Origin of the sequence: Microbacterium paraoxydans, assembly GCF_900105335.1 — a bacterium.
Lineage (GTDB): Bacteria > Actinomycetota > Actinomycetes > Actinomycetales > Microbacteriaceae > Microbacterium > Microbacterium paraoxydans.
The window spans coordinates 1863408-1887120 of record NZ_LT629770.1 but is presented as its reverse complement, the minus strand read 5'-3'; the positions used below and the strand labels follow the sequence as shown (position 1 = coordinate 1887120).

At 71.3% G+C, this 23713-nt stretch carries 27 protein-coding genes; 14 read left to right on the top strand and 13 right to left on the bottom strand.

Annotated features, from left to right (window positions below):
* The first annotated feature begins 3 nt into the window (after nucleotides 1-3).
* Nucleotides 4-471: a peptide-methionine (R)-S-oxide reductase MsrB gene (msrB, locus tag BLU02_RS09450; protein WP_060923254.1), complete on the top strand. Its 468-nt coding sequence runs from the start codon at nucleotides 4-6 to the stop codon at nucleotides 469-471.
* Nucleotides 468-1010 (top strand): peptide-methionine (S)-S-oxide reductase MsrA, encoded by a 543-nt coding sequence (gene msrA / locus BLU02_RS09445; RefSeq protein ID WP_025102782.1) that lies wholly within the window; start codon nucleotides 468-470, stop codon nucleotides 1008-1010. Before msrB ends, msrA begins: the two co-directional genes overlap by 4 nt.
* Nucleotides 1011-1098: 88 nt before the next feature.
* Here msrA and BLU02_RS09440 read toward each other — a convergent pair whose 3' ends face one another.
* The 5 genes from BLU02_RS09440 to BLU02_RS09420 form a co-directional block, all read right to left on the bottom strand.
* Nucleotides 1099-1899 carry an alpha/beta fold hydrolase gene (locus BLU02_RS09440; protein WP_105950655.1) on the bottom strand — a complete coding sequence of 267 codons (801 nt, stop codon included), beginning with the start codon at nucleotides 1897-1899 and terminating at the stop codon, nucleotides 1099-1101.
* 117 nt (nucleotides 1900-2016) lie between these two features.
* A complete protein-coding gene (locus tag BLU02_RS09435) occupies nucleotides 2017-3486 on the bottom strand; it encodes a catalase (RefSeq protein ID WP_025102780.1) in 1470 nt (489 codons plus the stop codon).
* 64 nt (nucleotides 3487-3550) lie between these two features.
* Nucleotides 3551-3970 (bottom strand): Fur family transcriptional regulator, encoded by a 420-nt coding sequence (locus BLU02_RS09430; protein WP_025102779.1) that lies wholly within the window; start codon nucleotides 3968-3970, stop codon nucleotides 3551-3553.
* A gap of 66 nt (nucleotides 3971-4036) precedes the next feature.
* Nucleotides 4037-4954: a J domain-containing protein gene (locus BLU02_RS09425; protein ID WP_060923253.1), complete on the bottom strand. Its 918-nt coding sequence runs from the start codon at nucleotides 4952-4954 to the stop codon at nucleotides 4037-4039.
* A gap of 65 nt (nucleotides 4955-5019) precedes the next feature.
* A complete protein-coding gene (locus tag BLU02_RS09420; protein ID WP_060923252.1) occupies nucleotides 5020-5673 on the bottom strand; it encodes an IMPACT family protein in 654 nt (217 codons plus the stop codon).
* Nucleotides 5674-5806: 133 nt separating this feature from the next.
* On the opposite strand from BLU02_RS09420, the gene BLU02_RS09415 reads away from it, so the two are divergent.
* From BLU02_RS09415 to BLU02_RS09405, 3 genes are all read left to right on the top strand, one after another.
* A complete protein-coding gene (locus BLU02_RS09415) occupies nucleotides 5807-7048 on the top strand; it encodes a sensor histidine kinase (protein WP_083371080.1) in 1242 nt (413 codons plus the stop codon).
* Complete coding sequence (locus tag BLU02_RS09410; protein WP_083370952.1) at nucleotides 7045-7668, top strand: response regulator; 624 nt, start codon at nucleotides 7045-7047, stop codon at nucleotides 7666-7668. Before BLU02_RS09415 ends, BLU02_RS09410 begins: the two co-directional genes overlap by 4 nt.
* Nucleotides 7669-7746: 78 nt before the next feature.
* Nucleotides 7747-8199, top strand: a complete 453-nt coding sequence (locus BLU02_RS09405) for a DUF2871 domain-containing protein (protein ID WP_060923539.1) — start codon at nucleotides 7747-7749, stop codon at nucleotides 8197-8199.
* Nucleotides 8200-8203: 4 nt separating this feature from the next.
* Here the strand turns inward: BLU02_RS09405 and cycA are convergent, their stop codons facing one another.
* Complete coding sequence (gene cycA, locus BLU02_RS09400; protein WP_060923540.1) at nucleotides 8204-9673, bottom strand: D-serine/D-alanine/glycine transporter; 1470 nt, start codon at nucleotides 9671-9673, stop codon at nucleotides 8204-8206.
* 170 nt (nucleotides 9674-9843) lie between these two features.
* On the opposite strand from cycA, the gene BLU02_RS09395 reads away from it, so the two are divergent.
* Entirely contained in the window at nucleotides 9844-11316 is a 1473-nt protein-coding gene (locus BLU02_RS09395) for an MATE family efflux transporter (RefSeq protein ID WP_060923541.1), read from the top strand.
* A 113-nt stretch (nucleotides 11317-11429) separates the two neighbouring features.
* Nucleotides 11430-11831 (top strand): hypothetical protein, encoded by a 402-nt coding sequence (locus tag BLU02_RS09390; protein ID WP_144881698.1) that lies wholly within the window; start codon nucleotides 11430-11432, stop codon nucleotides 11829-11831.
* A gap of 3 nt (nucleotides 11832-11834) precedes the next feature.
* Here the strand turns inward: BLU02_RS09390 and BLU02_RS09385 are convergent, their stop codons facing one another.
* Nucleotides 11835-13544: an AMP-binding protein gene (locus BLU02_RS09385; protein WP_083370951.1), complete on the bottom strand. Its 1710-nt coding sequence runs from the start codon at nucleotides 13542-13544 to the stop codon at nucleotides 11835-11837.
* Nucleotides 13545-13586: 42 nt separating this feature from the next.
* A complete protein-coding gene (locus tag BLU02_RS09380; RefSeq protein ID WP_025102769.1) occupies nucleotides 13587-14054 on the bottom strand; it encodes an Lrp/AsnC family transcriptional regulator in 468 nt (155 codons plus the stop codon).
* Nucleotides 14055-14166: 112 nt separating this feature from the next.
* On the opposite strand from BLU02_RS09380, the gene BLU02_RS09375 reads away from it, so the two are divergent.
* Nucleotides 14167-15405 (top strand): trans-sulfuration enzyme family protein, encoded by a 1239-nt coding sequence (locus BLU02_RS09375; RefSeq protein ID WP_060923526.1) that lies wholly within the window; start codon nucleotides 14167-14169, stop codon nucleotides 15403-15405.
* A 150-nt stretch (nucleotides 15406-15555) separates the two neighbouring features.
* The gene (locus BLU02_RS09370; protein WP_083370950.1) at nucleotides 15556-16983 is read left to right on the top strand and encodes a hypothetical protein; all 1428 of its coding nucleotides are present in this window, start codon (nucleotides 15556-15558) and stop codon (nucleotides 16981-16983) included.
* A 94-nt stretch (nucleotides 16984-17077) separates the two neighbouring features.
* On the opposite strand, the gene BLU02_RS09365 is transcribed toward BLU02_RS09370, so the two are convergent.
* Nucleotides 17078-17548 (bottom strand): acyl-CoA thioesterase, encoded by a 471-nt coding sequence (locus tag BLU02_RS09365; RefSeq protein WP_081811533.1) that lies wholly within the window; start codon nucleotides 17546-17548, stop codon nucleotides 17078-17080.
* Between the two features lie 136 nt (nucleotides 17549-17684).
* Between BLU02_RS09365 and BLU02_RS09360 the strand changes: the two genes are divergently transcribed.
* Complete coding sequence (locus BLU02_RS09360; protein WP_060922567.1) at nucleotides 17685-18299, top strand: ClpP family protease; 615 nt, start codon at nucleotides 17685-17687, stop codon at nucleotides 18297-18299.
* Nucleotides 18296-18898: a ClpP family protease gene (locus tag BLU02_RS09355; protein ID WP_060922568.1), complete on the top strand. Its 603-nt coding sequence runs from the start codon at nucleotides 18296-18298 to the stop codon at nucleotides 18896-18898. The genes BLU02_RS09360 and BLU02_RS09355 overlap by 4 nt, the downstream gene beginning before the upstream one ends.
* 70 nt (nucleotides 18899-18968) lie before the next feature.
* Here the strand turns inward: BLU02_RS09355 and BLU02_RS09350 are convergent, their stop codons facing one another.
* The 3 genes from BLU02_RS09350 to BLU02_RS09340 all read right to left on the bottom strand — a co-directional run bounded on the left by BLU02_RS09350 (nucleotide 18969) and on the right by BLU02_RS09340 (nucleotide 20520).
* Entirely contained in the window at nucleotides 18969-19319 is a 351-nt protein-coding gene (locus BLU02_RS09350; protein ID WP_060922569.1) for a helix-turn-helix domain-containing protein, read from the bottom strand.
* Nucleotides 19320-19381: 62 nt separating this feature from the next.
* Complete coding sequence (locus BLU02_RS09345) at nucleotides 19382-19852, bottom strand: MarR family winged helix-turn-helix transcriptional regulator (RefSeq protein WP_060922585.1); 471 nt, start codon at nucleotides 19850-19852, stop codon at nucleotides 19382-19384.
* Nucleotides 19853-19869: 17 nt separating this feature from the next.
* Nucleotides 19870-20520 carry a GTP cyclohydrolase II gene (locus BLU02_RS09340; protein ID WP_060922570.1) on the bottom strand — a complete coding sequence of 217 codons (651 nt, stop codon included), beginning with the start codon at nucleotides 20518-20520 and terminating at the stop codon, nucleotides 19870-19872.
* A 106-nt stretch (nucleotides 20521-20626) separates the two neighbouring features.
* Between BLU02_RS09340 and BLU02_RS09335 the strand changes: the two genes are divergently transcribed.
* Nucleotides 20627-21466: a sulfurtransferase gene (locus BLU02_RS09335; protein WP_060922571.1), complete on the top strand. Its 840-nt coding sequence runs from the start codon at nucleotides 20627-20629 to the stop codon at nucleotides 21464-21466.
* Here BLU02_RS09335 and BLU02_RS09330 read toward each other — a convergent pair.
* Nucleotides 21454-22296: a hypothetical protein gene (locus BLU02_RS09330; RefSeq protein WP_231919535.1), complete on the bottom strand. Its 843-nt coding sequence runs from the start codon at nucleotides 22294-22296 to the stop codon at nucleotides 21454-21456. The two genes, BLU02_RS09335 and BLU02_RS09330, sit on opposite strands and share 13 nt — an antisense overlap.
* 374 nt (nucleotides 22297-22670) lie before the next feature.
* Between BLU02_RS09330 and BLU02_RS09325 the strand changes: the two genes are divergently transcribed.
* Both BLU02_RS09325 and BLU02_RS09320 read left to right on the top strand, forming a co-directional pair.
* Nucleotides 22671-23321, top strand: coding sequence for a hypothetical protein (locus BLU02_RS09325; protein ID WP_060922573.1), 651 nt, complete (start codon nucleotides 22671-22673; stop codon nucleotides 23319-23321).
* Nucleotides 23318-23677, top strand: coding sequence for a hypothetical protein (locus BLU02_RS09320; RefSeq protein WP_060922574.1), 360 nt, complete (start codon nucleotides 23318-23320; stop codon nucleotides 23675-23677). Before BLU02_RS09325 ends, BLU02_RS09320 begins: the two co-directional genes overlap by 4 nt.
* Nucleotides 23678-23713 lie beyond the last annotated feature (36 nt).

Here is a 23713-nt window from a genome sequence, read left to right as displayed (position 1 = left end):
CTCATGTCGAACGACTACGGCAGGACCCCCGAGGCCGTCAGCGGTCTCACGAACCTGCAGTACGAGGTCACGCAGCAGGACGCCACCGAGCCGCCCTTCCGCAACGCCTACTGGAACAATCACGACGACGGCATCTACGTCGACGTCGTCTCCGGGCAGCCGCTGTTCTCCTCCCGGGACAAGTACGACAGCGGCACCGGCTGGCCGAGCTTCACGCGTCCGATCGATGCCGACGCCGTGACAACGAAGACCGACCGCTCGCTGTGGATGACCCGCACCGAGGCGCGGTCGTCCGGCGCCGACAGCCACCTGGGGCACGTCTTCGACGACGGACCCCGCGCCGAGGGCGGCCTGCGCTACTGCATGAACTCGGCGGCCCTCCGCTTCATCCCGGCGGAGGATCTCGAGAAGGAGGGGTACGGTCGCTACAGCCCCCTCTTCACCACCCACACCTCTGAGGAGCAGTCATGACCGACACCGGAACCATCACCCGCACCCCCGGGACCGAGACGGCCGTCCTCGCGGGCGGCTGCTTCTGGGGCATGGAAGACCTCATCCGCCGCCAGCCCGGGGTGATCGACACCCGCGTGGGCTACACCGGCGGGGAGAACGACCACGCGACCTACCGCAACCACCCCGGTCACGCGGAGGCCGTGGAGATCGTATTCGACCCGAGCGCGACGACCTATCGCGACATCCTGGCGTTCTTCTTCCAGATCCACGACCCGTCGACCCTGAACCGCCAGGGCAACGACATCGGGTCGAGCTACCGGTCGGCGATCTTCCCGCTCACCCCCGAGCAGGAGCAGGTCGCCCGGGACACGATCGCCGACGTCGACGCCTCCGGTCTGTGGCCGGGGAAGGCCGTCACGACGATCGAGCCCGCCGGTCCGTTCTGGGAGGCCGAGCCCGAGCACCAGGATTACCTGATCAAGTACCCGAACGGCTACACGTGCCACTTCCCCCGCGCGGGTTGGGTCCTCCCGAAGCGCGAGGACGCCACCGCCTGATCCCCGAGACCCCGCTTTCGCGCCGAGACCCCCTCCTGCACACGCATGCAGGAGGGGGTCTCGGCGCGGAGACGGGGTCTCGGCGGGGTCAGGACTCGGCGAAGAAACCGAGCGCGGCCTCCTTGAAGTCGCGGGAGCCGGGGGCGTTGAAGTGGTGGCGGTTCGGGAGCTCGACGAAACGGGCATCGGGAGCCGCGGCGGCCAGTGCCCGGGAGCCCTCGATGATCGCGTCCTTCGATCCCGTCGCGAACAGCAGCGGCACGACCGGCGCGTCCGCGGGATCGGGATCGATCGTGCCGGAGCCCCGAAGTCCCTCCGCCAGGGCGATGAGCGCGCGCAGATCGTTCCCGGGCACCCGCTCGGTCAGCGCGATGTAGTTCTGCGTCGTGCGGTCCTCCACCGGGGTGCCGTCCGCGATGTACGCGCGCACCTGGTCGAGGTCGAGACGTGCGAGAGGGATGCCGTCGGGGACACCGCCCAGGACCGCCCGGCCGATCCGATGCGGGAGCTCGCGGGCCACCTCCCACCCCACGCGGGCGCCGAGCGAGTAGCCCAGGTAGAACGCGTCGTCGACGAGGTACGTGTCCATGACGGTCTCGACGTCGGTCACGAGGTTGCGGATGGCGTAGGCGTCGGGCTCGTGCGGCTTGTCGCTCTGCCCGTGGCCCCGCTGGTCGAGTGCGAGCACGCGGTACCCGGCCCTGGTCAGCTCGCGCACCCAGCCGGTGAGCACCCAGTTGTCGCGCGCGCCCGAGGCGAAGCCGTGCACGGTCACCACGACCGGGGCGTCGAGCTCGCCCCACGTGTAGGTCGCCAGTCGTGTGCCGTCCGCCGCGTAGACGTGCTGCGGGTCGGGCATCTCGGTGAGGTCGGAGAGGGGAACAGCCACCCCACCATCCTCCCCCCACTCCTCCCTTCCGGGGCGCCGAGACCCCGGTTACACGCCGAAACCCCCTCCCCGCGGTGTCGCGGAGAGGGGGTTTCGAGGAGAACCCGGGGTCTCGGGTCAGACGCGGTCGCGCAGCGCGGCGCCGAGCTCGGCGTCCACGTTCGTCCAGTACTGGAAGAAGCGCTCGCGGATGGCGTCGACGGTGATCGAACGGCCCTGACCGGTCAGGACCTCCAGGAAGCGGGCGCGCTGCGGGCCGTCGAAGACCTCGCGGTACAGCGTGCCGGCCTGACCGAAGTCGTCGTCCTCGGCGTGCAGCGTCGCGGCGGAGCGGGTGAGCTCGCCGTCCGCCGACCAGTTCACCTCGATGCCCTTCGCCGGGTCGGCCGCGGGGCCACCGGGGGTCCCGAAGGAGTTCGGCTGGTAGGTGCGGTGCGCGGCGTCGTTGTACTGGTACCGCATCGAGCCCTCGTGCTGGTAGTTGCGGGTCTCGGCGGCGTGCGGCTGGTTCACCGGCAGCTGGTTGTAGTTCGCGCCGATGCGGTGCCGCTGGGCGTCCGGGTAGGCGAACATCCGGCCCATGAGCATCTTGTCGGGGGAGATGCCGGTACCGGGCACCTGGTTCCCCGGCGCGAAGCCGGCCTGCTCGATCTGCGCGAAGAAGTTCTCCGGGTTGCGGTTGAGGGTCAGCGTGCCGACCTTGATGCGCGGGTAGTCCTTCTTCGAGATCGTCTTGGTGAGGTCGAAGGGGTTGAAGCGGTAGTCCTTGGCCTCGTCGTACGGCATGATCTGCACGTACAGGTCCCACTTCGGGAAGTCGCCCTCGGCGATCGACTGGAACAGGTCGCGACGGTAGTGGTCCGCGTCGGAACCGGCCAGCTGCTCGGCCTCCTCCGGGCTCATCGCCTCGACGCCCTGGTGGGAGATGAAGTGGTACTTCACCCAGAACACCTCGCCCTCGGCGTTGATCCACGAGTACGTGTGCGAGCCGTAGCCGTTCATGTGACGCCAGCTGCGGGGCAGGCCGCGCTCGCCCATGAGGTAGGTGACCTGGTGGGCGCTCTCGGGCGAGAGGGTCCAGAAGTCCCACTGCATGTCCGCGTCGCGCAGGCCGGAGTCGCCGAGGCGCTTCTGTGAGTGGATGAAGTCCGGGAACTTGATGGCGTCGCGGAGGAAGAACGTCGGGGTGTTGTTGCCGACGATGTCGAGGTTGCCCTCGGTCGTGTAGAAGCGCAGCGAGAACCCGCGCACGTCCCGCCAGGTGTCGGGCGAGCCCTGCTCACCGGCGACGGAGGAGAAGCGGAGGAGGGTCTCCGAGGTGGCGCCCGGCTGGAACACGGCCGCCCGGGTGTACTTCGAGACGTCCTCGGTGACGACGAACTCACCGAACGCGCCGCCGCCCTTGGCGTGCGGGTTGCGCTCCGGCACACGCTCGCGGTTGAAGGAGGCGAGCTTCTCGACCAGGTAGTGGTCGTGCAGCGCGGTGGGGCCGTCGGGGCCCACGGTCAGCGAGTGGGTGTCGCTCGCGATCGGCGCTCCGGCCTGCGTCGTCGTGGCCGGACGGCCCGCGTCGGTGGGGTTGGTCATGGTCTTCTCCTTCTCCGCGCGGACATGCCGAACGGACCCTCGGGGAGGGGATCGGTGGATGCGCCTACGCGGCGTTCTGGCAGCTGGGGCAGAGGCCCCAGAAGGTGACTTCAGCTGTCTGCACGGTGAAGCCCCCCGTCGAGGACGGGGTGAGACACGGCGCCTCGCCGACGACGCAGTCCACATCGCCGACCGCACCGCAGGAGGTGCAGACGACGTGGTGGTGGTTGTCGTCGATGCGCCGTTCGTACAGCGCCGCGGAGCCTGCCGGTTCGATCCGGCGGATGAGGCCCGCCGTCGTCAGGTCCGCGAGGATGTTGTGCACCGACTGGATCGACGTGGTCGGAAGCACGTCGGACACGGCGCGGTAGACCCGCTCCGCATCCGTGTGGGCCATGGAGCCGAGAGCCTCGAGAACGGCGACGCGGCCCGCAGTCGCACGCAGCCCGGCGTCGCGCAACGCCGAGTCGAGTTCCGTCTCCATGCCCTCGACTCTACACGTGTTTTGAGTGATTCAAAAGAGCATGCCGGGATGCCGGGCGCGTCGCCGTCAGACGAAGCGGACCGTCTGCTGCAGACGGGTGCGGATATCGAACAGCTCGTTGCCGCCGATGGCCCGCGCCCCGGGGACGCCCTGCCGCAGCACCATCGCCAGCGCGCTGCGCCGCACCACCACGACCGGGACGCCGCGGTTGCTGCCGAGCGGGGTGACCGCCTGGGCGAGGTCGTCGTCGGGGAGCACCACGATCGCGCCGCCGAACTTCACCTTCGCGGCCTTCGCCACCGCGCGCATCCGGGCGAGAGCCGCCGTGACCGGGGCCCGGGTGCCGAGGCTCGGGCCGGTGATCTCCCCGCGGCGGAACCCCACGACCCCGCCGAAGTCCTCGGACATGACGCCGTAGAGGCCGGAGGGACTGAGCACCACGTGGTCGAGCTTGTCCTCGGGGGTCTGTCCGGCGGCGACGTCGTGCCAGACCGTGAAGCCCATGCCGAGGTCGGAGACCGTGCGGGCCGTGGCCTCCTCCGCGAGCGCGTCGGCGAGCAGCCGGCGGAGCTCCCGCGGGGCGGCGCGGACGAGGGCCGGGGCGTACGGATCGGGGACCTCGACCCCGTGACCCGCCCACTCGCGGATCAGGGAGAGGTAGCGTTCGCGGCGCCAGCCGCCGGGGTGTCCGTAGGAGCGGGCGCGCGGCCGGGTGTCGGTGCGCACGGTCTGGGGGCGCCAGCCGCTCCATTCGCCGCCGTCGTCGGTCAGGCCCGCGCGGCGGTCGTACGCGGCGCGGTCCTCCGCGGTGCCGATGAGCTCCCACGCGCGCTGGACCTGAATGAACACGGCCGCGTCGCCGCCGGTGTCGGGGTGGGTCTGCCGCAGTCGCAGCCGGTACGCCCGCCGGAGCTCGGCGTCGTCGACGGCCGGATCCACGCCGAGGATCTCGTACGGCGAGGCCGAGAGCGGACTGTCGAACATCGCTCTCCTTCCGCGACCGCGGCGTCCAGGATATCCGTCGGACGGTGTGCGACCGCCGGGAGGTCTCAGTCCGCGACGTCGACGATCCGCTCGATCCCGGCGACCGGGGCCACGGCGCCCCCGGACGCGGCGGCGAGGTCGGCGGTCAGGCGCGGAAGCGCGGCGGCGGGCACCCACAGCTCCAGCTGTGCGGAGGCCCCGTAGGTCGGCGTGCCGAGCGTGGCCCCGTGGGAGGCCGCCCAGTCGCGGAGCAGGTTGTCGTAGCGGCCGGCCTCGGCGTGCGGGACCTCGACGGTCGCCTGGGTGAGCGCCGCGCGACGGACGAGGGCGGCGCGGTCGAGCGTCTCGGACACCGCGGTGGAGTAGGCGCGGATGAGGCCGCCCGCCCCGAGCTTCACCCCGCCGAAGTAGCGGGTCACCACCGCGACGACATCCGTGAGGTCGCGGCGCCGGAGGACCTCGAGCATCGGGACCCCGGCCGTTCCGGAGGGCTCGCCGTCGTCCGAGGAGCGCGCCTGATCCCCGTGCAGCCCGGTCACCATCGCGGTGCAGTTGTGGTTCGCGTCCCAGGCGCGCTTCCGGACCGTCGCGATGACGGCTTCGGCCTCGGCCACCGACGACACCGGTGCGACATGGGTGAGGAAGCGCGACTTCCGGATCACGAGCTCGTGGTCGACGGCCGCCGCGATCGTCGCCGGGAACGGGTGCGGTGTCGACATCGGCCCCACGATACCTCCGTTCGAATCGCCTGATTGGTTCCAAATCCGGGCCGGATGCCGCCAATCGGGCGATTCGAACCGGGTCGACCGAACGATGGAGGCGCACATCGGCCCGGCGGACGAGAATGTCAGCATGCCGACCGGAGACACCGCCGAGACCGACCACCCGGGAGGGCGGACGGGACGCACGCGCTCCTGGGGGCGCCTGGTCACGTCGCTCCGTATCGGCCAGGCCGTCATCACGGTCGTGCTCACCGTCGTCGGCGTCGTCCGCTCCCTCGCCGACGGGGTCCCGGTGCCGTGGCTGCTCGCGACCGCCCTCGCCTTCCTCGGCTGGTACGGCGGCGGACTCCTGCTCTCCTCCCGCACGGACGACCGGGCGCTCGCCGCCGGCTGGCTGCTGGGGCTCACGGCCATCTGGCTGGGGGCGGTGGCGCTGTCGCCGGAGTTCGTCTGGCTGGCGTTCTCGCTGTGGCTGCTCGCCGGCTTCCTGCTGCGACTGCGATGGGCTGTGCTGCTCAGCATCCTCATCCTCGCCGTCGTCATCGTCGCGCCGCTGCTGCACACCGGGACGACCACCTACGCGAACGTCATCGGGCCGCTGGTGGGCGGCATCTTCGCCCTCGGGATCTCCCGCGGCTACCTGGAGCTCGTCCGCGACGGGCGGGAGCGGCGGCGACTCATCGCGTCCCTCGTCGCGACGCAGCAGGAGATGGCGGCGCTCCAGGACGAGCTCGCACGGACCCAGCGGGAGTCCGGCGCCGCCGCCGAGCGCACGAGGGTGTCGCGCGACATCCACGACACGGTCGCCCAGAGTCTGTCGTCCATCGTCCTGCTGGCGCGGTCGGCCGCCGAGCACGAGGACGGCCGGGAGCGGGTGCTCGGGCAGATCGGGGCCCTCGCCGCGGAAGGGCTCGCCGACGCCCGACGCATCGTCGACGACCTCATGCCCGCCGAGCTGGACGGCTCCGCGCTGAGCGACGCCCTCGCCCGGATGCTCGAGCGCCTGACCGCCGAGACCGGGATCGCGGCCACCCTCCATGCCGACGAGGATCTGCCCGCACTCGGCCTCGACGCGGAGGTCGCCCTGCTGCGGACGGCGCAGTCCGCGCTCGCCAACGTGCGCAGCCATGCCGCCGCGACCCGGGTGGTGGTGACCCTCGCGGACGCCGGCGACGCCGTGCGGCTGGACGTGGTCGACGACGGTCGCGGGTTCGACCCGTCGCGGCTGGACTCGGCGGGGCCCGGCGGCGGCTACGGCCTGCGGGCGATGCGCGCCCGACTGCGCGAGCTCGGCGGCGGTCTCGACGTGGAGAGCGCCCCCGGCGACGGCACCGCGCTGTCCGCCCACCTGCCCCTGGGAGGCCGGTCGTGACCCCCGTGCGGATCCTGCTCGTCGACGACCACCCCATCGTGCGCGCGGGCGTGCGCTCGCTGTTCGACCGCCGCGACGACGCCGAGGTCGTGGGCGAGGCCGCGTCGGGGGAGGAGGCGGTCGTGCTCGCCCGGCACCTGCGTCCCGACGTCGTCCTCTGCGATCTGCGGCTGGGGGTGGGCATGGACGGTGTGCAGACGACGGCGGCGCTCCGGGCGCTCGACCCGGCGCCGGCGGTGCTCATCCTCACGACGTTCGACCGCGACGCCCAGATCCTCGGCGCGATCGAGGCCGGGGCGGCGGGGTATCTGCTCAAGGACATCGCCCCGGAGGACATCGTCCGGGCCGTGCGACAGGCCGCATCGGGCGGGCAGGCGCTGACGCCGGAGCTCACGGCGCGCGTCGGCCGCGCCCTCCGCGCCCCGCGGGTGCAGCTCACGGGCCGCGAGCTCGACGTGCTGCGGCTGCTCGACACCGGCGCCTCGAACCGGGAGATCGCGAAGGCGCTGTTCGTCACGGAGGCGACGGTGAAGACCCACCTCGTGCACGTCTTCGAGAAGCTCGGGGCCGACAGTCGCGCGAAGGCGGTCGCGATCGCCAGGGAGTCCGGACTGCTCTGACGCCCGCGGTCTCAACCGTTCGATGGATCCGCAGCGACGGCCCCACGGCGAGGCTGGAGGCAGACAGAAAGGACTCCCATGCGCAGGCTCTTCACCGCCGCGTTCGCCTCCATGCTGGTGGGCGTCGCCTCCGGACTCTTCTACCGCGAGTTCACCAAGATCAACGGCTTCCCCGAGGGGGCGCCGACGCAGCTCGGACTCGTGCACACGCATCTGCTCGTACTGGGCTTCGTCGTCTTCCTCGTGGTGATGCTCGTGGAGAAGGCGTTCGCGCTCTCCGAGAGCCGCCTGTTCGGCTGGTTCTTCTGGACCTACACCGCCGGGCTCGTGCTGACCTCGGCGATGCTCGTCTGGCACGGCTGCCTCACGGTGCTCGGCCAGGAGTCGACGAAGATGATCGCCGGCATCGCGGGCGTGGGGCACATGCTGCTCGCCGCCGGCATGGTGCTGCTGTTCCTCGCGCTCCGCCCCCGTGTGTTCGCCCCGAAGGTCGCGGCCCCCCAGCCCGCGACCCTCGAGTCGGTGGCCTGACGCCTCAGTCGGCCGGGATCGTGTCGTCGCGCAGGTAGGCGATGTGGGCGGCGTGGCGCTCCAGGTGGTGCGGCGACCTCCGCACGAACAGCCAGGCGACGACGAGGATCGCGAACCAGATCGGTGTCACGAGCAGGGCGATCAGGGTGTCCGGCTGGGTGGTCAGCGCCCAGAGGATGAACAGGAAGAACGCGAGCACCACGAACACCATGAACACGCCGCCCGGCATCTTGAACGCCGAGGTCGCCGCCTTCTCCGGACGACGGCGCCGGTACACGAGGTAGCTGCAGAGGAAGATCGTCCACACGAACATGAAGCACACGGCCGACACCGTGGTGACCATCTCGAACGCCGTGCCGATGTCCTTGCCCGCGTAGAGCAGCACGACGCCGGACAGCAGCAGGATGCAGGACAGGAACAGCGCGTTCTGCGGCACGCGGCGCTTCGAGAGCCGGCCGAAGAACCGGGGGGCGTCGCCGTCCTGTGCCAGCCCGAAGACCATGCGCGAGGTGGAGTAGATGCCGGAGTTCGCGCTGGACATCGCCGAGGTCAGCACCACGAGGTTGACGACGGTGGCGGCGATGCCGAGCCCGGCGAGGGCGAACATCGCGATGAAGGGGCTCTCGCCGGCGACGTACTCGGTCCACGGCGTGACGGACATGAGGATGATGAGCGCGCCCACGTAGAACAGGAGGACCCGGATCGGGATGGCGTTGATGGCCTTCGGGAGGTTGCGCTTCGGGTCCTTGGTCTCCGCGGCGGCCGTGCCGACGAGCTCGATGCCGACGAACGCGAATACCGCGATCTGGAAGCCGGCGACGAATCCGAGGAAGCCGTGCGGGAACATGCCGCCGTGCTCCCACAGGTTCGAGAAGCTCGCGGTGCCGGCGTCGTGGGAGAACCCGGTGAAGATCATCACCAGGCCGGTCACGATGAGGGCGACGATCGCGACGATCTTGATGAGCGCGAACCAGAACTCCATCTCGCCGAACGCCGCGACGGTGGGCAGGTTGAGCGCCAGGAGGATCACGACCACGAGGAGGCCGGGGATCCACAGCGGGATGCCGGGAATGAGCGCATCGGTGTACCCGGCGATCGCGATCACGTCGGCCACGCCCGTGACCACCCAGCAGAACCAGTACGTCCAGCCGGTGAAGAAGCCCGCCCACGGGCCGAGCAGGTCGCTCGCGAAGTCGCTGAACGACTTGTACTTGAGGTTCGACAGCAGCAGCTCGCCCATCGCCCGCATGACGAAGAACAGCATGAACCCGATGATCATGTAGACGAAGATCACGGAGGGGCCGGCGACCGAGATCGTCTTGCCGCTGCCCATGAACAGGCCCGTGCCGATCGCCCCGCCGATCGCGAGGAGCTGGATGTGCCGGTTGCTGAGCGCGCGCCGCAGGTGCTCCTCGCCTCCGGCTCCGGTCTGCCCCTGGCGGATGGCCCCCGTGTCTTGCTTCGTCACGCTCATCTCCTCCGGTCGTCCTCGACTGATGCAGAGTAACCACCGGGGCCCACTCGTCCGAAATCGACGCCCCGGCGGCGGCGATCCGGTCCGGGGTGTTCCGTTCGCCCGAAACGATTCGATAAACTGGGCGCACCCCCGATCCATCCCCTCTTTCCCTGCGAGCCCCTTCCTTCATGGCCACCACCCTCACCACGGGCCGTCCGTGGCGCGTCATCCTCGCCTTCTCGATCCCGCTCCTGCTCGGCAACGTCGTGCAGCAGCTCTACCAGTTCGCCGACGCGATCGTCGTCGGACGCCACCTCGGCGTCCAGTCCCTCGCCGCCGTCGGCGCGACGGGCAGCCTGCTCTTCCTGCTCCTCGGCTTCGCCTGGGGTCTGACGAGCGGCTTCGCCATCCCCATCGCCCAGGCCTTCGGTGCGCGCGACGACGCCGCCGTGCGCCGCTCGGTCGCCACGGGTGTGCTCCTCAGCGGCATCACGAGCGTGGTCCTCACGGTGGTCGCGCCGCTCATCGCCGGGCCGATCCTCGCGCTGCTGCAGACGCCGCCCGAGCTCATGGCCGAGGCGACGGTGTTCACGCAGATCAGCTTCCTCGGCGCGGGCGCGACGATGTTCTTCAACTACCTCTCCGCCATCATCCGCGCCATCGGCGACTCGAAGACCCCGCTGGTGTTCCTCACGGTCTCCTGCGCGCTCAACGTCGGCCTCGTGGTGCTCATGGTCGGTCCGCTGGAGTGGGGCGTCGCGGGTGCCGCGCTCGCCACCGTGGTCGCACAGGCCGTCTCGGTGATCCTCTGCCTGGAATTCGTGCGCCGGCGGCTGCCCATGCTGCACCTGCGTCGCTCGGACTGGCGCATCTCCCGGACCGACATCGCCGACCACCTGCGCCTCGGTCTCCCCATGGGCTTCCAGGCCTCGATCATCGCGATCGGGACCCTCACGGTGCAGGTCGCCCTCAACACTCTCGGCGCCGACGCGGTCGCGGCCTACACGACGGCGTCCCGCGTGGACAGCCTGGCGGTCGCCCTGCTCTCCTCGCTCGGGCTCGCCGTGTCGATGTACGCGGCGCAGAACCACGGTGGTCGTCGCCCCGACCGTATCCGGCGCGGTGTGGTCGAGGCCGCCTGGATGGCGGTCGCGGCGGCGATCGTCCTCGGCGGGCTGCTCATCGCGTTCGGCGCGCCGATGGTCCGGCTGTTCGTCGGGGACGGCTCGGACGATGTCGTCGACATGGCGCACCGCATGCTCATCATCAACGGCTGCGGCTACTGGGCGCTCGGCATGCTCTTCGTGCTCCGCGGCGCGCTGCAGGGACTCGGCCACACGCTGGTCCCGACGGTCACCGGCGTGATCGAGCTCGTGATGCGCGTCGTCGCCGCCGTCGTCCTCGGGGCGATGATCGGTTTCGACGGCGTGGCCCTCAGCAACCCGCTCGCCTGGGTGGGCGCGATCGTGCTCCTCGTGCCGGCCTACGTCAAGGCGCATCGCGCGCTGGCGACGCAGCCCGTGGCGCCGGCCGAGGCCACCGAGACCTCCGCGATCGCGATCGTCGGCCCCACCGACGGCTCGATGGTGGTGGACGCGGTCGTCACCCGCCCGGTCCGCGTCGTGCCGCCCCGCCGGCTGCGGTGGCCGGTCCGGCGCTGATCCGCGATATCCACCGGAAGGATGACCCGGATCGGACTTGAGACGGATGGCCTTCCGGAGAGACACTTCTAATGTCGAAGGTGCGGAGGGGTTCCGCCGGACGGGGGGTCGTCATGACGACATTGGGAGTGGCCAGAGACCTGGCCGCCATTCTGGTACCGATCGGATACGTGGGTGCGGCGCTCGCCGCGGTCTGCGCGATCGTGGCCGCGATCGCGATCATCCGCGGAGCCGGGGGGCTCGCGGGCGGCGCGGTCGGGCTGTGGATCGTGTGCGCGCTGATGAGCTTCACCGCGAGCTTCGCGAATCAGTGGCTTCCGCTGATCGCGGCGGGCGCGTCGCTCGTGGGCATGCTCGTGATCGGCGGGATCGTGCGTGCGATGCTCACGGCCGGCGGCTTCGAGTCGCGACGCCGGGCCGCACGCGTGAAGCCGGCGCCGGCGACCACGACGACGGCCACGCTCAAGACCGGCTCGACCGCGACGCCCACGGCGCCGGTCGCCGTCGTCTCCTAGCATTCAGCGGTAGTCGCGGTCGCGGTGCTGCCGCGCCTCGTCGCCCGCGGCCACGCGGGCGCTCTCGCGTGCCCGCAGCTCGACGCGGCGGATCTTCCCGGAGATGGTCTTCGGCAGCTCCGGCACGAACTCGATGATCCGCACCCACAGGTGCGAGGACAGCCGTTCGTGCGCGTAGCCGAACACGGCGCGCGCGGCGGCGGCCTCGTCCGCGCCCGCGTCCGGCGTCAGGCACACGTAGGCCTTCGGCACCGCGAGGCGCGTGGGGTCGGGGCTGGGGATGACGGCCGCTTCGACCACGAGGTCGTGCTCCAGCAGCACGGACTCGAGCTCGAACGGTGAGATCTTGTAGTCGGAGGCCTTGAACACGTCGTCGGAGCGTCCGATGTAGGTGAGGTAGCCGTCGGCGTCGCGCACGGCGATGTCCCCGGTGTGGTGGAAGCCCCCGGCCCGCGACTCCGCGGTCTTCTCCGGATCGTCGTAGTACCCCGCCATGAGGCCGAGCGGCGGCTGTGCGAGGTCGAGCGCGATCTCGCCCTCGTCCTCCACGACCTCGCCCGTCGACGGGTCGAGCAGCACGACCGGGTAGCCGGGCAGCGGACGGCCCATCGAGCCGACCTTGACGGTCTGCCCGGGGGAGTTGCCGATGCAGGCGGTCATCTCGGTCTGGCCGAAGCCGTCGCGGATCGTGCCGCCCCACGCCTCGCGCACCCGGTCGATGACCTCGGGGTTCAGCGGCTCGCCGGCGCCGACGAGCTCGCGCGGAGGGTGCGCGAGTCGGGAGAGGTCGGCCTGGAGGAGCATGCGCCAGACCGTGGGCGGGGCGCAGAACGTCGAGACGTGGTGGGTGTCCATGACCTCCATGAGCGTGTTCGCGTCGAAGCGGTCGTAGTTGTAGACGAACACCGTCGCCTCGGCCAGGAAGGGGGAGTAGAAGCTCGACCAGGCGTGCTTGGCCCACCCGGGGGAGGAGATGTTGAGGTGCACGTCGTCCGGGCGCACGCCGAGCCACCACATCGTGGAGAGGTGGCCGACCGGGTAGGAGACGTGGGTGTGCTGCACGAGCTTCGGGCGGTTCGTCGTGCCGGACGTGAAGTACAGCAGGGCCGTGTCGCCGGCGGGCGTCGGGCCGTCCGGGACGAACTCCTCCGTGGTCGCGGCCGCATCCGCGAACCGCTTCCAGTCGGCAGGCAGCGACGCGCCGACCCCGATGCGCAGGACGTCGGGGTCGATCCCCTCGAGGCGGTCGGCCAGGGCGCCGAGGGTGACGACGGCGCCGGCGCGGCCGTGCTCGATGCGGTACGCGAGGTCGGAGGCCGACAGCAGCGTCGAGGTCGGGATCGACACCGCGCCCAGCTTCGTGATCGCGAGCATCACCTCCCACAGCTCGATCGTGTTGTTGAGCATGACGATCACGTGGTCGCCGCGGTCGATGCCGAGGCTGCGCAACCAGGCGGCGACCTGGTCGGAGCGGGCGGAGAGCTCGCCGTACGTCCAGGACCGGAGGCTGAGGTCGGCCTCGACGATCTGCACGGCCGGACGGTCGGGGTTCTCTCCGGCGATGACGTCGAACCACTCGAGCGCGAAATTGAAGGCGGTCAGGTCGGGCCAGGCGAACTCGCGGCGTGCGGCGTCGTAGTCCGTGGCGTGCGTGAAGAGGAGGTCCCTCATCCCGCGGATCGCTTCGGTGGCGGGGGTGGCACGACGGCTCATGGTGCTCCTTTGCAACGGCGTCCCTCCATCCTGCCCCCTCGTTCAGCGGGGGAGGAAACCCGTGCCGTCGCGGAGCTCGAACACGAGCTGGGTCTCGGTGCCGCGGACGACGGGGTGGACGGTGATGTGCTCGAGCACGATGTCGCGGAGAGCGGTCGCGTCCTGCACGGCCACGTGCACGAGGAAGTCGTCGACGCCGGCGACGTGGAACACCTGAAGCACCCGGGGGATCGCGACGAGCGCGTCGAAGAGCGCCGTGACCTTGGGCCCGGTGTGATGCGCGAGGCGGACCTTGATGATCGCCTGCAGGGGGTAGCCGAGAGCGGAGCCGTCGAGGCGGACGCGCGTGTCGCGGATGACTCCGCGCTCGCGCAGGCCGCGGATCCGGTGGGCGCAGGTGGATTCCGCGAGTCCGAGGCGGTGGGCCAGAGCCTTGTTGGTGACGGCCGCATCGCGGCTCAGGGCGGCGAGCAGCTCCAGGTCGATCTCGTCGAGTTGCGCTTTCGCCAATGTGCCCTCCTCGGTGCGGCCGGATGTTGCACAGAATAGCGAGGATCCCGGATTCAGTGAGTTGTTCTGTCAAAGACCAGCGAGAACCCCGCGATTCGGCCAGCGTGGAGGGATGACCGCACCGCTGCATCCCGACACCGTGGCCGTCCACAGCGGCCGTGCCGACCTCGAGGCGCTCGGGGTCCACGCCCTGCCGATCGACCTCTCCACGACGAATCCGCTGCCCGACGTCGAGCGTGGCGGTGACTCCTACGAGGCGATGGCCACCGGGGGCCGCCCGCCGCAGGACGGCAGCATGGTCTACGCCCGCCTCTGGAATCCGACGGTCGCGCGCTTCGAGGATGCGCTCGCCGAGCTGGAGCACGCCGAGGCCGCCGTCGCCTTCGGCTCCGGGATGGCGGCCATGACCGCCGTGATCCTCGCGCACACGGGTGCCACGGGAGCGCGGCACGTCGTCGCGGTGCGTCCGCTCTACGGAGGGACCGACCACCTGCTCGGGTCCGGTCTGCTCGGCGTGGAGACGACGTACTGCCGTCCCGACGAGGTCTCCGCCGCCCTGCGCGCCGACACCGGACTCGTCGTCGTGGAGACGCCGGCGAACCCGACCCTCGAGGTCGCGGACATCGCCGAGGTCGTGCGGCAGGCGGGGAGCGTGCCGGTCGTGGTCGACAACACGTTCGCGACCCCCGTGCTGCAGAACCCGATCGACCACGGCGCGGCGATGTCGCTGCACAGCGCCACCAAATACCTCGGCGGCCACGGTGATGTCATCGCCGGCGTCGTCGCCTGTGACGAGACGACCGCGGAGGCGCTGCGTCGCGTGCGTGCGGTGACCGGGGGGCTCCTGCACCCGCTCGGCGCGTACCTGCTGCACCGCGGTCTCACGACCCTGCCGGTCCGCGTGCGGCACCAGCAGGAGAGTGCTCGTCGCATCGTGCAGTGGCTGGTCGATCGGCCCGAGGTCGCCGAGGTCTTCTATCCCGGGCTCGACGGGGATCCGCGCGGCATCCTGGAACGGCAGCTCCGCGGGCCGGGGGCGATGATCGCGTTGCGGCTGCGCGGCGGCTATGCAGCGGCGGCGGCGGTGGCCGGGGGGACCCGCCTCTTCACGCACGCCGTGTCGCTCGGGGGTGTGGACTCCCTCATCCAGCACCCCGCCGCGCTCACGCACCGCCCGGTCCCCGCGGAGGCGCGTCCCGCCGCCGACGTCCTGCGTCTGTCCATCGGCCTTGAGAACCTCGACGATCTCCTCGCCGACCTCGCGCACGCCTTCGCCGCTCTCGCCGACCCACCCCTTTCCGTGCCTCCCACCCCGGAAAGTGCGTCACATATGGGGGTGGCTCGTACATAAGGGGCTGGGTCGGCGATTGTGCGAGGACGACAAGAAACTGAGTCCCGGCAGAGGTGGGACTTGGTATCTGACGGCAAAACCGGGGGGTCGGGGAGAGGGCGGGCCTACAGTCGCGGGTGGCAACGACGCCACTGACCTCGGGAGTCCTCAATGACGAGTGAAAAGACCCACGCGCACGGCCTCGGCATGCGCATCGCCGTGATCGTCCTCAGCCTTCTGCTGGCGGCGATGGTGCTGCTGTTCTTCGCCACGATGAGCAAGGTGTCCGCGGGCGCCTCGGAACTCGCGGACGGCACGACCACCGCGCAGGGGGGATCCTCGGACCTCGCCGCAGGAGCAGCCGACCTCGCCGCGGGAGCCGACGAGCTGGCCGCGGGCACGCAGGATCTCGCGGCAGGCACCGCGACGGCGCAGCAGGGATCGGTGAAGCTCAGTGACGGCGCGACGACCGCCGCCGCAGGTGCCACGACGCTCGCCGAGGGCGCGGGTACCCTCGCCGCAGGAGCCGCCACCGCTCTCGACGGTGCGGGACGGGTGAGCGGCGGAGCGCAGACGGCGCTCGCCGGATCGCAGGAGCTCGCGTCGAAGATGGCGGCGGCGGACGCCGGAGCCCGGCAGCTCGTCGACGGCGTGACCACTCTCGCCGCCGGTGTCGACGGCGCGCACCGGTACGCGAACGGCGTGCTCGAGGGCGCGACGACCCTCAGCACCACCCTGCGCGCCGGAGTGAGTGCCGACGTGCAGAAACTCGCTCACCCGGACACGCAGACGCTGCTGACGGGCGTCGCCACGAGCGCTCCCGGCAACGCGCGGACTCTCGCCGCCGGTCTGCAGGGTCTCCTCGCTGCGAACCCCGCCGATGTGCAGCTCCAGCAGCTCGCGGCGCTCGCCGCCGGCGTCGAGAAGCAGGTCGGCGCGCTGGCCGCTCCCGCCGCGGCTGCTCCGGGCCTCGCACAGGGACTTATCGGCGCCGCCGACGGCTCCGCTCGTGTCACGGCCGGCGTCGGTGCGCTCATCAACGGCGACCCCTCGAAGGGGTGGCCGGGGACCGTGGTGCTGGTCTCCCCGAAGGGCGCTCCCGCCCTCGTGGCCGGAGCGCAGACGCTGCAGGACGGCACCTCCCGTCTCGCGGCAGGCGCGGCAGATCTCTCGTCCGGGCTGCAGACCCTCTCGACCGGAGCATCGTCGCTGTACACCGGAACCGCGGAGCTGAGCGCCGGCGCGGCGCGGCTCGACGAGGGCGCCGGGTCTCTGGCCACGGGCGTCAGCGCGCTGCAGTCGGGTGCCGGCGACCTCCGGTCCGGGATGACCGAACTCCGCACCGGCGCCGACGCAGTCGCCGAGGGCTCCGGCACCCTCGCGGCCGGAAGCGCGAAGCTCGACGCGGGCGCCGCGGACCTCGCGGCCGGCAACGGGCGCATCGCCGACGGCTCCGGCACGCTCGCGACGGCCACCGCGGGCGCCGCGCCTTCCCTGCTCCCGTGGATCCTCGGGATCGGTCTCGTCGGCCTGATCGCGATCGGCTTCTGGATCGGCCACCGCGTCACCCACCGGCGCGCGGTCCTCGCCCTCGCCTGACCGTCGACCCACCCCTTTCCGCGCGACCCACCCCCGTAAGTGACGCACTTTCGGGGGTGGGTCGACCTCAAGGGGGTGGGTCAGCGAATGAGCGTCAGCGCTTCGGGAGGGGGATCGTGCCGGTGGCGATACGCTCGGTGGGCATGCGGTCGCGATCGTAGGTGATCTCGTCGTAGCCGTGCGGGGTGGGCAGGCCGTCCTCGCCGATGCTGACGAACACGATCTCGTCGATGGTGAGGATGCGCTTGCGGGTGATCATGTTGCGCGCGACGGCCCGCATGGTGAGCGAGGTGGTGCCGAATCGGGTGGCCTGCAGCCCGATCTCGATGAGGTCGCCCTGCACCGCCGACGCCTCGAACGTGATGGCGGAGATGTGCCGGGTGACGACGCGGTAGTTGCCGAGCTGCACGATCGCGTAGATCGCGGCCTCCTCGTCGATCCACTTCAGCAGGCTTCCGCCGAACAGCGTGCCGTTCGCGTTGAGGTCTTCCGGGCGCACCCATTTGCGGGTGCGGAAGTTCAGGCCGTCCTCGGACTGCCATGCGGGTGCTTTCTGTTTCGCCATGCCCCGAGGCTAGGCGGGTCGTGCGTCGGCGGTGTTACGTCGCGTTTTCCGGCGGGTGCACACGCCGCCGCCCAGAGCGGATCTGCTCCGGGCGGATTCGGTTCCGCGGCCGCAGGAGGAGCCGGATGCTGGGGACATGAGCGAATACAAGCCCCTCCCGCAATTCGGCCCCGAGGCCCGGCGCGCCCTGTTCCACGAGCGGGTGCTCGTCCTCGACGGCGCCCTCGACGACGACAACGGCACCCTCCTGATGACGCAGATCCTCGGCCTCTCCGCCGAGGATCCGGCGGCCGACATCGCCCTCTGGATCCACTCGCCGGGCGGGTCCGTGCCATCGATGCTGGCGATCCGCGACCTCATGCACCTCATCCCGAACGACGTCTCCACCCTCGCCCTCGGCCTCGCCTGCAGCGCCGGGCAGTTCCTGCTCTCCGCGGGGACGAAGGGCAAGCGGCGCGCTCTCCCGCACGCGAGGATCCTCATGCACCAGGGCTCGGCGGGGATCGGCGGATCGGCGGTCGAGATCGAGGCGCAGGCCGACGACCTCCGGCACATGCGCGACACCGTCCTCGGCCTCATCGCCGACGACACCGGTCAGCCCCTCGCCCGGATCTTCGAGGACTCCCTCCACGACCGCTGGTACACCGCGGCCGAGGCGCAGGAGTACGGGTTCGTCGACGAGATCGTGCAGTCGACGGCGGAGATCATGCCGCGTCGTCGTGCGCGCGTGGGATTGGGGGCGGACGCATGAGCGGCTACACGATCCCGAACGTCATCGCCCAGCATCCGCGGGGCGAGAGGGTCATGGACGTGTACTCGCATCTGCTCGCCGAACGCGTCATCTACCTCGGCACCGGCATCGACGCGGGGGTGGCCAACGCCCTCATCGCGCAGCTCCTGCACCTCGACGCGGACAGCCCGGAGACCGGTGTGCAGTTCTACATCAACAGCGAGGGCGGCGACCCCGGTGCCGCGCTGGCGATCTACGACACCATGCAGCACATCCGTCCGCGGATCGCGACGACCTGCGTCGGGCAGGCCATCGGTCCGGCGGCCCTGCTCGTCGCGGCGGGAGCGCCGGGGGAGCGGGCGGCCCTCGCCCACGCGCGCATCGTGCTGCATCAGCCGGCCGGTCAGTCGCGCGGAGCCATCCCGGACCTCATCCTCGCGGCCGACGAGGTCGTGCGGGTGCGCGCGGACATGGAGACGATCCTGGGTCGGCACACCGGCCGCTCCCTCGCGGAGCTCCGCGCCGACACCGACCGGGACCGGGTCTTCACCGCCGCCGCCGCCCTCGACTACGGCCTCATCGACACCGTGCTCGGTCCCCGTGATCCGGAGGCACGATGAGGTGACGGGTGCACGACGGATTCCCGGGGTCCGTCGTGCACCCGGACTCCGGTCGTGCAGGTGGAACGGGTCAGGCGGCGAGGGCGAAGGCGCCGCGGGAGGCCGTCACCACCGCCGCAGCGGGCGCGGCCTGACGAAGCTCCTCGGCGACCGCGCTCGTGAGCTCCACGAGGGTGGCGTCCAGGGCCCCGGCGATCGCGGCGATCATCTCGCTGGACGGCTCTTTCCGACCGCGCTCGACCTCGGAGAGGTACTGGGGCGAGACCCCGGCCTTCTCCGCGGTCTCGCTGAGGGTCTCCCCGCGGTCATGGCGCCGCCGCCGGAGCTGATCCCCGAGCAGGTCGCGCCACAGCGGCTCGGGGCCGCTCGACGGCGGACGGACGGGATGCGGGGCGCGGGGGAACGGGACGATGTCGGCCATGCCTCACGATATGCCGCCGTCTGTGCGGCGATCGAGACGTTCTGCTCAGAGCAGAACGCAGCTCACAGCGCCGCCGTGACGCCGGGAAGCAGCGCGCCCAGGATGTCCTGCAGCCGCTGCCGATCCTCCGCGGACAGCGGGTCGAGGATGAGCTCGCGGATCTGGGCGACGTGGACGGGCGCGGCCGCCCGGAGCATCTCCCGGCCCGCCGGGGTCAGCGTCGCGGAGAGCGTGCGCTTGTCCGTGGAGCACGACGTCCGCTCCACCCACCCGCGCTCCTCCAGGGAGTCCAGGGCGTGGCTCAGCCGCGATCGGCTGAGTCCGGCGATGCGCGCGAGCTCGGTCATGGTGACGGCGTCCTCGCCCTGCCCGGCGAGGGTCACGAGGATCGCGTAGCGGGCGTGGTTCAGGCCCACCTCATCCTTCAGTGCCCGGTCGAGGACCTGGGGCAGCAGCTGGACGAACCGGATGATCGGCAGCCACGTCGCGAGCTCGTCGTCGTCGAGCCGCCGCGGGTGCCGCGTCTCGGTCATGTCGTGCTCCTCGGAGGTCACGCCGCGGTCAGGTCGATCGTGTGCGCCGTGTGGTCGCGCTTCGCCTGGAGGTAGCGCGAGTTCGCCTCCGACAGGTGCACTTCGGTGCGCACCCGTTCGGTGACATGGATTCCGAGCCTGTCGAGCTGCGCGGCCTTGTCGGGGTTGTTGCTGAGCAGGCGGATGCGGTCCACGCCCAGCGCTCGCAGCATCTGCGCCGCGACGGTGTAGTCCCGCTCGTCCTCGCCGCGGCCGAGGGCCACGTTCGCCTCGTAGGTGTCGAGACCGGCGTCCTGCAGGGCGTAGGCGTCGAGCTTGGCGTAGAGCCCGATGCCGCGGCCTTCCTGCCGCAAGTACAGGAGGAAGCCGCCCTCCGCGGCGATCCGCTCCACGGCCTCCCGCAGCTGCGGTCCGCAGTCGCAGCGCTCCGAGCCGAACACGTCTCCCGTGAGGCACTCGCTGTGCGGGCGGACGAGAGGGGCGTCCCCGCCTTCGGCGGAGCGGGCGAGAGCCGCCTGCCAGTCGCCGAGGCCGAGCAGCAGGTGCTCGCGTCCGTCCACGAGGCCGTCGAAGGTCACCACGTCGGCCGTCGTGGTGAAGCCGTCCGCGAAGCGCAGGGGTACCCGCACGCGGGTACGCTCCGCGGCGACCGTTGAAGTTTCAATCATGTGAGGGGAAACGCCGGGGACGCGTGGCTATTCCCGGGCCGCGAGGACCATGTCCGTCCGTGACGGCGACGGAAGCGCGGCGACGCGCACTCGGTAGCCTCGCACCATGAGCCACTTCGTCTCCGCGACCGAACTCCACGACCTCCTCGACGACGGCGCCCCGATCCGGGTCGTCGACGTGCGCTGGCGCCTCGATCGTCCCGAGGCGGGCCCGGGCGACTACCGCTCGGGTCACATCCCTGGCGCGGTGTTCGCGTCGTTGGATCAGGAGCTCTCCACGCCCGGAGCGCCCACCGAGGGTCGGCATCCGCTCCCGTCGACGGAGACCCTGCAGGCGGCGGCCCGGCGTTGGGGCGTGCGGCAGGGCGACACCGTCGTGGCCTACGACGACACCAAGGGACTTGCGGCGGCCCGGGCGTGGTGGCTACTGCGGCAGGCCGGGGTCGACGTCCGGGTGCTCGACGGCGGGCTGCGCGCCTGGACCGCGGCCGGATACGACCTGGCGACCGACGACGTCGTGCCGGAGACCGGCGACGTCGTCCTCGCGGATCCCGGCCAGGATGCCCTCTCGATCGACGAGGCGGCGGCGTTCCCGGAGACCGGGGTCCTGCTCGATGTGCGCGCCCCGGAGCGCTACCGCGGCGAGACCGAGCCGCTCGACCCGATCGCCGGACACATCCCCGGTGCCCGGAACCTCCCCACCACGCGGCACCTCGACGAGACCGGGCGCATCCGAGACCGTGACACGGTGCGGGCGACGCTCGCCGAGATCGGGATCACCGCGGAGACGCCGGTCGCGGCCTACTGCGGATCGGGCATCACGGCGGCGCACACGGCTCTGGTCCTGCAAGAGGTGGGCATCCCGGCGAAGGTCTTCCCCGGCTCCTGGAGCCAGTGGTCGAACACGCCGGGCCGGCCGGTCGCGACGGGCGATCAGCCGGGCTGATCACCCTCGCGAGGACCGTACCCCCAGCGCAGGCCGAGGGCGCCGGGACCGAACGCCCGGCGCACCTGATGCACCGACGTGCCGCGAGGCCGGGGGAGCGCGGTGACGACGGTGCCCCCGGCGGTCTCGACGAGTTCGTCGCACCAGTCGGGGACGGCATCGGGGTGGAAGCGCGTCCACACGAGCAGCTCCCGAGCCTGCCGGGAGAGGGCGTGCCCGGTCTCCCGATCCGAGGGGTGGCCGGGCTGGTACTGCACCGACCACTCGACCACCGCGGTGTCCGGGGCCGCGAGGGGCACGTCGAGCTCGATCAGCGCACCGTGCGCCTCGCCGTTCGGATGGGAGTAGCGGGCCGTGACCCGTCCGCCCGCCACGGCCGTCAGGAGCGGCGGAGGTCCGGGGACCCCGGGGGTGAGGTCGAGGACGGGGATGGCCGTGATGACCCCGGTGGTGGACTGCACGATGCTGCGGGTGAGGCACGAGGACACCTCGCCGTCGGCGTCCACGTCCGTGACCGAATGGACGGTGAGCTCCCGCGACGTGTCCGGATAGGTGGCGCCGAGGGCGGCGTAGACCTCACGGACCGCCCGCTCCATGTCGACCTGCTCCAGCGGGAACCCCTGCGGGCCCAGCGGCCCCGTGCGGTGCGGGCGCAGGAGCCGGCTCAACGCCCCGCTGTCGAGGCACAGCAGATCCTCGATGTCGGCGAGAGCGGCGAGCGACTGCGGTCCTTCCGGGCGGCGGGCCCCGGACCGCCAGTAGCTCAGCGTGGCCATGGAGACGCGGTTGCCCCGGTCGCGGAGCTGCCGCTGCAACCACGACAGCGTCACCGGTCTCGCGTTGATCGCATCTCGCAGTGCCGCGGCGAACGCGTCCGGCGTTGCCCCTCTTCTCTCGCCGTCCCCAAAACCCATCACAGCCCCCACCCGGTATGTGAAGAACACATCTCTAGAGTGAGCATACGACCGCACGCGCACACCTCAGGGGACCAGGTGAGCAAGTGGGTCACGGGGCTGCGATGTCGCGGGGAGGGTGCCCGACCCTGCGGCAGTGGCCCGACGCAGTGATGCCCCCCTTGCTGCGTATGTCGTGAAGCCCGGCAATCGATCTGGGGAGATCCGCCGGGCTTCACGAGCATCCCCGGGCGCTTCCGGCTCCTGGCCCCGCGTAGACTGGTGGGGAAACCCCGGAGGATCTGGCCGTCATGTCTGTCCCTGCTCGCGCGTTCACCATGCGCCACGTGCAATTGCTGCGTGCGCTGTTCGCCGCCGTCGCGGCCCTGATGATCACCTTCTCCTCGGATCACTCCGCGGCGGTCGGTCTCGCCGTCTTCAGCGGTTTCGCGCTGGTGACCGCCCTCGTGCACATCCTCGCGGCCTGGCTCGTCCTGCCGGCGGGGTCGCGCTGGTCGGCGATCCTCCTCGCGGTCGTGAGTGCGATCGCCGGCATGGCCGGCGGCGTGCCGGCCTGGCGCACGGACGACATGTTCTTCATCGTGCTCATCACCTGGGGCGTGCTCAGCGGCGGCCTCGAGCTGCTCGCCGGCATCCGCGCCCGCCGCGTCGGGGGAGCGCTCGCCACCGACGCGATCACGGTCGGCGCGCTGGGCGTGCTCCTCGCGGTCGTCCTGCTGCTGATCCCGTCGGGCTTCGTCCAGGAGTACACGATCGAGAAGGCGGGCACGTTCGAGCTGTCCGGCATCATCCTCGGCGTGGGGATGTTCGGCGGGTATGCGGCCATCGTCGCCGTCTTCCTCGGCATCGCCGGCCTCACCCCGAAGCGCGCGGACGCCGATGACGTCGCTGCCGCCCCCGAGAACGATGCGGCTCCTGTGGAGCACGGAGGAGAGCGATGAGCGACGACAAGCCCACCCGACGGGACATCCTGCGGCCCCTCCACCTGCTCGGCATCGCGCTCGGTTGCGGCGTGTTCGCCATGGTGGTCACCCTCGTCTCCACCGGCGCCTTCACCCTCCGCGTGAACACCGCCATCGCGAACGGCACCTACGAGGGCCTCACCCCCGTGGCGCTGAGCCTCGTCGTCGGCGGCGGCGCCTTCATCGCGACCCTTCTGATCCTCGCGATGCTCATGCTCGCGGTCGATCCCGCTGACGTCACGAAGACCGTCGACCGCCCCGTGCTGTACGACGCGGAAGACGAGGGCGCGAGCGACGGCACCACCGACGAGCCGGGACGCCCCGCCTCGTCGTGACGCGGAGATCGGGCGGAATATCGGTGAGGTCGTTCC

Bases quoted from the DNA above. Each gene is read 5' to 3' on its own strand.
- BLU02_RS09435 (WP_025102780.1), bottom strand. From the start codon at position 3,486: ATGACCAACCCCACCGACGCGGGCCGTCCGGCCACGACGACGCAGGCC.
- BLU02_RS09320 (WP_060922574.1), top strand. From the start codon at position 23,318: ATGAGCGACGACAAGCCCACCCGACGGGACATCCTGCGGCCCCTCCAC.
- cycA (WP_060923540.1), bottom strand. From the start codon at position 9,673: ATGAGCGTGACGAAGCAAGACACGGGGGCCATCCGCCAGGGGCAGACC.
- BLU02_RS09415 (WP_083371080.1), top strand. From the start codon at position 5,807: ATGCCGACCGGAGACACCGCCGAGACCGACCACCCGGGAGGGCGGACG.
- msrB (WP_060923254.1), top strand. From the start codon at position 4: ATGTCGAACGACTACGGCAGGACCCCCGAGGCCGTCAGCGGTCTCACG.
- BLU02_RS09385 (WP_083370951.1), bottom strand. From the start codon at position 13,544: ATGAGCCGTCGTGCCACCCCCGCCACCGAAGCGATCCGCGGGATGAGG.
- BLU02_RS09420 (WP_060923252.1), bottom strand. From the start codon at position 5,673: ATGTCGACACCGCACCCGTTCCCGGCGACGATCGCGGCGGCCGTCGAC.
- BLU02_RS09335 (WP_060922571.1), top strand. From the start codon at position 20,627: ATGAGCCACTTCGTCTCCGCGACCGAACTCCACGACCTCCTCGACGAC.
- BLU02_RS09370 (WP_083370950.1), top strand. From the start codon at position 15,556: ATGACGAGTGAAAAGACCCACGCGCACGGCCTCGGCATGCGCATCGCC.
- BLU02_RS09340 (WP_060922570.1), bottom strand. From the start codon at position 20,520: ATGATTGAAACTTCAACGGTCGCCGCGGAGCGTACCCGCGTGCGGGTA.
- BLU02_RS09350 (WP_060922569.1), bottom strand. From the start codon at position 19,319: ATGGCCGACATCGTCCCGTTCCCCCGCGCCCCGCATCCCGTCCGTCCG.
- BLU02_RS09325 (WP_060922573.1), top strand. From the start codon at position 22,671: ATGTCTGTCCCTGCTCGCGCGTTCACCATGCGCCACGTGCAATTGCTG.
- BLU02_RS09425 (WP_060923253.1), bottom strand. From the start codon at position 4,954: ATGTTCGACAGTCCGCTCTCGGCCTCGCCGTACGAGATCCTCGGCGTG.
- BLU02_RS09375 (WP_060923526.1), top strand. From the start codon at position 14,167: ATGACCGCACCGCTGCATCCCGACACCGTGGCCGTCCACAGCGGCCGT.
- BLU02_RS09430 (WP_025102779.1), bottom strand. From the start codon at position 3,970: ATGGAGACGGAACTCGACTCGGCGTTGCGCGACGCCGGGCTGCGTGCG.
- BLU02_RS09365 (WP_081811533.1), bottom strand. From the start codon at position 17,548: ATGGCGAAACAGAAAGCACCCGCATGGCAGTCCGAGGACGGCCTGAAC.
- BLU02_RS09345 (WP_060922585.1), bottom strand. From the start codon at position 19,852: ATGACCGAGACGCGGCACCCGCGGCGGCTCGACGACGACGAGCTCGCG.
- BLU02_RS09355 (WP_060922568.1), top strand. From the start codon at position 18,296: ATGAGCGGCTACACGATCCCGAACGTCATCGCCCAGCATCCGCGGGGC.
- BLU02_RS09390 (WP_144881698.1), top strand. From the start codon at position 11,430: ATGACGACATTGGGAGTGGCCAGAGACCTGGCCGCCATTCTGGTACCG.
- BLU02_RS09360 (WP_060922567.1), top strand. From the start codon at position 17,685: ATGAGCGAATACAAGCCCCTCCCGCAATTCGGCCCCGAGGCCCGGCGC.
- BLU02_RS09395 (WP_060923541.1), top strand. From the start codon at position 9,844: ATGGCCACCACCCTCACCACGGGCCGTCCGTGGCGCGTCATCCTCGCC.
- BLU02_RS09405 (WP_060923539.1), top strand. From the start codon at position 7,747: ATGCGCAGGCTCTTCACCGCCGCGTTCGCCTCCATGCTGGTGGGCGTC.
- msrA (WP_025102782.1), top strand. From the start codon at position 468: ATGACCGACACCGGAACCATCACCCGCACCCCCGGGACCGAGACGGCC.